General features: G+C 67.6%; 3 protein-coding genes. All 3 read left to right on the forward strand.

The genetic code is table 11. From position 1 onward, the window contains the following. Window positions 1-494: 494 nt before the first annotated feature. The 3 genes from ABZV42_RS42025 (at window position 495) to ABZV42_RS42035 (ending at window position 4428) form a co-directional block, all read left to right on the forward strand. Window positions 495-1775 carry a hypothetical protein gene (locus ABZV42_RS42025; RefSeq protein WP_356057527.1) on the forward strand — a complete coding sequence of 427 codons (1281 nt, stop codon included), beginning with the start codon at window positions 495-497 and terminating at the stop codon, window positions 1773-1775. Window positions 1776-1963: 188 nt separating this feature from the next. Beyond that, on the forward strand, window positions 1964-3523 hold the full coding sequence (locus ABZV42_RS42030) for an AAA family ATPase (protein ID WP_356057529.1): 1560 nt from the start codon (window positions 1964-1966) through the stop codon (window positions 3521-3523). A gap of 53 nt (window positions 3524-3576) precedes the next feature. Further along, window positions 3577-4428 carry an HNH endonuclease signature motif containing protein gene (locus ABZV42_RS42035; protein WP_356057530.1) on the forward strand — a complete coding sequence of 284 codons (852 nt, stop codon included), beginning with the start codon at window positions 3577-3579 and terminating at the stop codon, window positions 4426-4428. Window positions 4429-4790 lie beyond the last annotated feature (362 nt).

A 4790-nucleotide genomic window follows, 5' to 3' on the forward strand; every position in this document is an offset into this window, starting at 1 on the left:
GCGACTTGCAGACACTGCTCGCTGCCTGGACCGGCGCCTGCCCCACCTGCCACCGCAACATACCCACGCCACTACGAACCTGACCAAGCCCTACTGGGCGCCGTCCGCGTAGAGCACCTGGAAGTCCTCAGAGGTCAAGGTCAAGGTGATCGCAGCACCTTCGCCGAATGTGGCGGGCGGCTCCGGTGAGAGGTGCTGCAGAGACGAGGCGCCGCCAGGAGGCGGAGGCTGTGCGTCCTTCGGAAAGGGCGCCGGGTCTCGTGGGGGGCGGCAGGCTCGACGAGGCGCAGCTGGGTGAAGGCGGCGGCTTGGTCGTGGGCGTCGAGGTTGGGGGCTGGCGCGCCACCACGGCTGAGCCCTCGTACAGCCTTCATGGAGGGATCGGCTGGTGTGGGTGTCAAGCTCAGGGTCAATTCGGTTGTGGCATCCGGGGTCTTGGGCCGATCCTGGCCAGTTCACTGAAAGCTGTATCAGGAAGGCGGGCGCGGCCCAGTATGGAGATCAAGACGCTCGAGCAGTTGCAGGCGGTCGACGAGCGGACGCTGCACTTCACCCCTTGGGGCCTCGGCCGGATGCACGCGGAGGACTCAGCGGAGTACCAGCAGCGGGTGATTGCCCGGCTGGAGCTGGCGGACGAGGTCGCCGAATCGACGCGGAACAAGTTCGAGCAGCTGCGGGCCGGGTTCAGCCACGGGGTGCTGTGCTACGAGCTTTTCACCCTCGTCGAGGACGCGACCCGTCTCACCTTCGAGCAGGCCCTGCGGGACCGCTTCGTGGCTCACTACCAGGATCGCACCGTCGACGTGCGCGACCGCCGTGGCCGGGAATACCAGGTCGCCATGACCAGCTACTCGGCCTTCTACGAGCAGTTCCGGGACGTGCGAGGCGCCGAGATCCGGATGGGCGCTGCCGGGGACTGGGAGCACTTCAACGGGATGCTCGGCGGGCTGCTGCGGTGGGCGCGCCGCGAAGGTCTGCTACGCGGGCAGCGCAACCGGAGCCTGGAGCCGGTCCAGGGGGAGCTGCGCAACATGGTCGCGCACGGCTCCTACCATCTGAACTCGGCGGTGGACGCCGCCCGCACCCTGTCTGACCTCGCCGAGCTCATCAACCACCTGTGGGGGCAGCCTACGCCGGGCGGACGGCTGTACCCGGCGCCGCTGGAGCGGGACATCGTCGCCATCGGCTGGAGCGAGAGCGGGCACACGATCCTCGCCGGCCTGGCCAAGTATCTGGCTTCGGCGCAAGACGAGGAGCCGCTGACCTACCTCCTGGTCCGTGCCGTGGTGGACGACCCGGGCCTGATGGAGTTCGACGCCCGCGCCGCGGCAACCGTCTTCCCGTCCGAGTATCTGTGGGGGCCCGGAACCCGCACTGAGGCCGTTGATTGGCTGGACGCGAATCGGCCCGAGCCCGACCGGTGTGACTACCTCGACCAGGTCGTCCTCGTCCGTGCTGTGGACGGGCGGGTGGACCTGCCCGTGCATCCCCAGGTCGCGGCCGACATCTCACCGCAGGAGCAGCGGGGGACGTGGTACGCGGTGCGGGTCGACCGGGCTATGGACGCCTTCGGCCACGTCCGGGCGCTCGTTGCCGCTCAGCCAGGGCACGAGCCGGAAGGAGAGTGCCGGCAGTGCCCCGCCGAGACACTGGCCACGGGCGACATCGGCACCGTGATGGCTGCTGCCCAGAAGGCCGGCGCGGACACCGCCGCGTTGACCGTACCGGACGTGCGCACCCCGCTCGCCAGCAGCTTCCGTCGCCCCGCCGAGTAGGCCTCGGGAACAGACCTCCCGCGGCCCGCCCCAAAACCCGGATGCCGAAAAGGTCCATCCTCTGGCCGCCGACGAGCAGACTGGCGCTTGCAGCGGTCCAACTGCGAGGAGGAGAGTGCGTGCGCTTTTTCGTGCTGGACAGGGGAGAATCACGATCGAGCGGACGACGCGCTTGTCTCCTTGAGCCGGTGTCCTGGCCCGACGACGACTATCTGACGCTGTATCGGCTGTGGTTCGCCGACGGAAGCGGAGGGCTCGACGAGCTGGGGCGGGTCAAGATCGGTTACGCCGATCTCGTACGGAATGACCGCCCCTTGCAGAAGGGAGAGTTCTGGCAGCTCACGGGACTGGACCGGCGGCTGGACTGGTTTTCGGTGGGGCAGGACGTCACCTACTACGACAACCTTGCCAGGCTCGGCGCCAGGACGCGGCGGGAGATCCTCAAAGCGTTGTGCGATATCGCGTTCGAGCCTGACATCTTCGAGCGGGCCGTGTTCTGGGACGTGACGCAGACGTCGCTGCTGCGCAGCGTCGAACCGCAGTCCGTGGAGGGGCAGTTCCGGCGTATTGCCCGGGGTGGGATCCGGCTGAGGGCGTACGACTTCGAGTACGTGGCGCCGGCGGATACCGTCGTCCAGCAGCGGAGGCTGTCTTTCTCGGTCACGCCGCACTCCCAGCCCCCGTCCAACATCCATGTGCTGATCGGGCGTAACGGGGTGGGCAAGACGACGCTGCTGGCCAATATCGGCAAGGCGGTGGTGAGCCCGGACGCGGACCCGGACGATGTCGGAAGGATCGTCTGGTCCGATGACGGGAGCGGGTCGTTCACCAACGTCGTGGCCGTCACGTTCAGTGCCTTCGACCATGTCCCGGAAGACGGCGGGGCGGTCGGCGAGGACGATGAGCTGCCGCAGATGAAGGGGTGGGACGGGACCAAGGACGTCACCGGCGACCAGACGCCTCCAGCTGAGCCGGTCGAGCCGTCTGTGTCCTTCACCTATGTGGGCCTGGCCAGGGTCGATGTCTTCGGACGTCCCACCCGCGAGCGCAAGTCGTACGACGACCTGAGCAAGGAGTTCAGCAAGAGCGTCCAAGAGGTCACTGCCACTGGCCGGGTCGGCCGCTGGAGAGCCTCACTGGACGTGCTGAGCAGCGATCCGCTCTTCTACGAGTCCCCCATCCACGACTTCGCCCGGTCCATGGAGAACCGCACGTCGTTTCTCCCCGAGGACGACAGTCGGGCGCGAGAGATCTTCTCCCGCCTGAGCTCGGGGCACGCCATCGTGCTGCTGACGATCACACGGCTGGTGGAGACCGTCGCCGAGCAGTCCCTCATCCTCCTGGACGAGCCCGAGGCCCACCTGCATCCGCCCCTGCTCGCCTCGTTCGTGAGGGCGCTGTCGGACCTGCTGACCGACCGCAACGGTGTCGCGCTCATCGGGACTCACTCCCCCGTGGTGCTGCAGGAGGTTCCCCGTGCGTGCGTGTGGAAGGTCAGCCGCTGGGACCGCCACCCGCCGCAGCGGCCCGCTCTGGAAACCTATGGCGAGAACGTCGGGATCCTCACCCACGAGATCTTCGGCTTGGAGGTCAGGCAGTCCGGCTTCCACGCCGAGATCGCAAGGGCCGTTGACGAGCTGGAGACCTACGAGCAGGTCCTTGACCGCTTCAACGGACAGCTGGGCGGGGAAGCGAAGGGCCTGGTCCGGATCCTTTTGGCGTACCGGGCCGCGGGCGGGAGCCGCTGATGTGGCCTCTCGACCCGCCTGCTCTCTCAGCGCGGGACTCCTACGAGGTGTGCGTGCACAGCACCAAAGATCCGCAGCGCAGAGGTCTGTTGCTGGCGGCCGGTGACAGCATCGAGGCTGCGGGCGAGCGCTTCAGGCAAGCGGCGCAGCAAGGCCGCCTGCATGCCTTGGACGATGCGGAGTTCGCCGTGCCGGGCATCTCGCCGGGCGAGGCGGTGCGGTGGGCCTACGAGAACGGCATGGTCAACACGCTGGACGGTCGTGCCGTCTACGAGCAGCTCATGGCTGCACCTGCGGACGACCGATGTCCGTTGTGCGGGCAGGGGGTGGTCCGCACGCTGGATCACTTCCTGCCCAAGAGGATGTTCCCCGCGCTGTGCGTGGACCCACTGAATCTGGTTCCGGCCTGCGCCGACTGCAACCACGTCAAAGGGGAAGTGTTTCCGTCGCAAGCGGAGACGACGTTGCTGCACCCCTATCTGGACCGTATCGACCAAGATTCCTGGCTGGAGGCGAGTGTCGCCGAGGGGGACCCCGTCCGGCTGGACTTCTTCGTCAGCCCGCCACCGAGCTGGGAACGGGTTCTCATCGAGCGGACCCGGCATCACTTCGCGCTGTTCCAGCTCGCCGAGGTCTTTGCCGTCCAGGCGAACCGCACCGTGAGCGGCATCCGCCGGCTGCTGGCCAAGATGCTCGAAGCGGGCGGCGTGGACGCGGTCCGTGCCTATCTGTCGGAGGAAGCTGCAACGCGTCTGGCCCACCGGCTCAACGGCTGGGAAGGAGTGACCTATCGGACCCTTGCACGCAACGACGCGTTCTGCAGCGGCGCTTTCGATCCCGCCCAGGCCGCAGTGCAACGCTCGGGAAGCGTTGCCGATGTCCTGCCAGGCGGACCGGGATCGTGAAGCGGACGGTGGATGGGAAGCAGGAGGCAGTGAGTGGCGCGGGTTTCCCGGCCGTGCACGCGCCAGGTGGCACGCCAGCTCGGCAACAGGGAACTACTCCTCGGATCACACCGCCCGCCCGTGTTCCCAGATGGAGGGGTCTGCCTCGACGTCGAGTTTGTGCTCGGAGCGTCCGCTATTCCAGACAGCCGTCTGCAGATCATCACGCGCCGGACGGCCCCATACGACGGTGCAGCCGACGCACGAGCCCGGTGAGCCTGCCCCTTTCCCGTACTACAGCCGTGGCTCGTGTCCGTGTCCGGTGTCCGTGTGATGCGTTGTCCTGTCCGTGAGTACGGAGCGGGCTGTGCAGGTCTGGGCGG

The sequence above is a fragment of the Streptomyces sp. NPDC005281 genome, assembly GCF_040607495.1.
Classification (GTDB): domain Bacteria; phylum Actinomycetota; class Actinomycetes; order Streptomycetales; family Streptomycetaceae; genus Streptomyces.

Bases quoted from the DNA above. Each gene is read 5' to 3' on its own strand.
- ABZV42_RS42025 (WP_356057527.1), top strand. From the start codon at position 495: ATGGAGATCAAGACGCTCGAGCAGTTGCAGGCGGTCGACGAGCGGACG.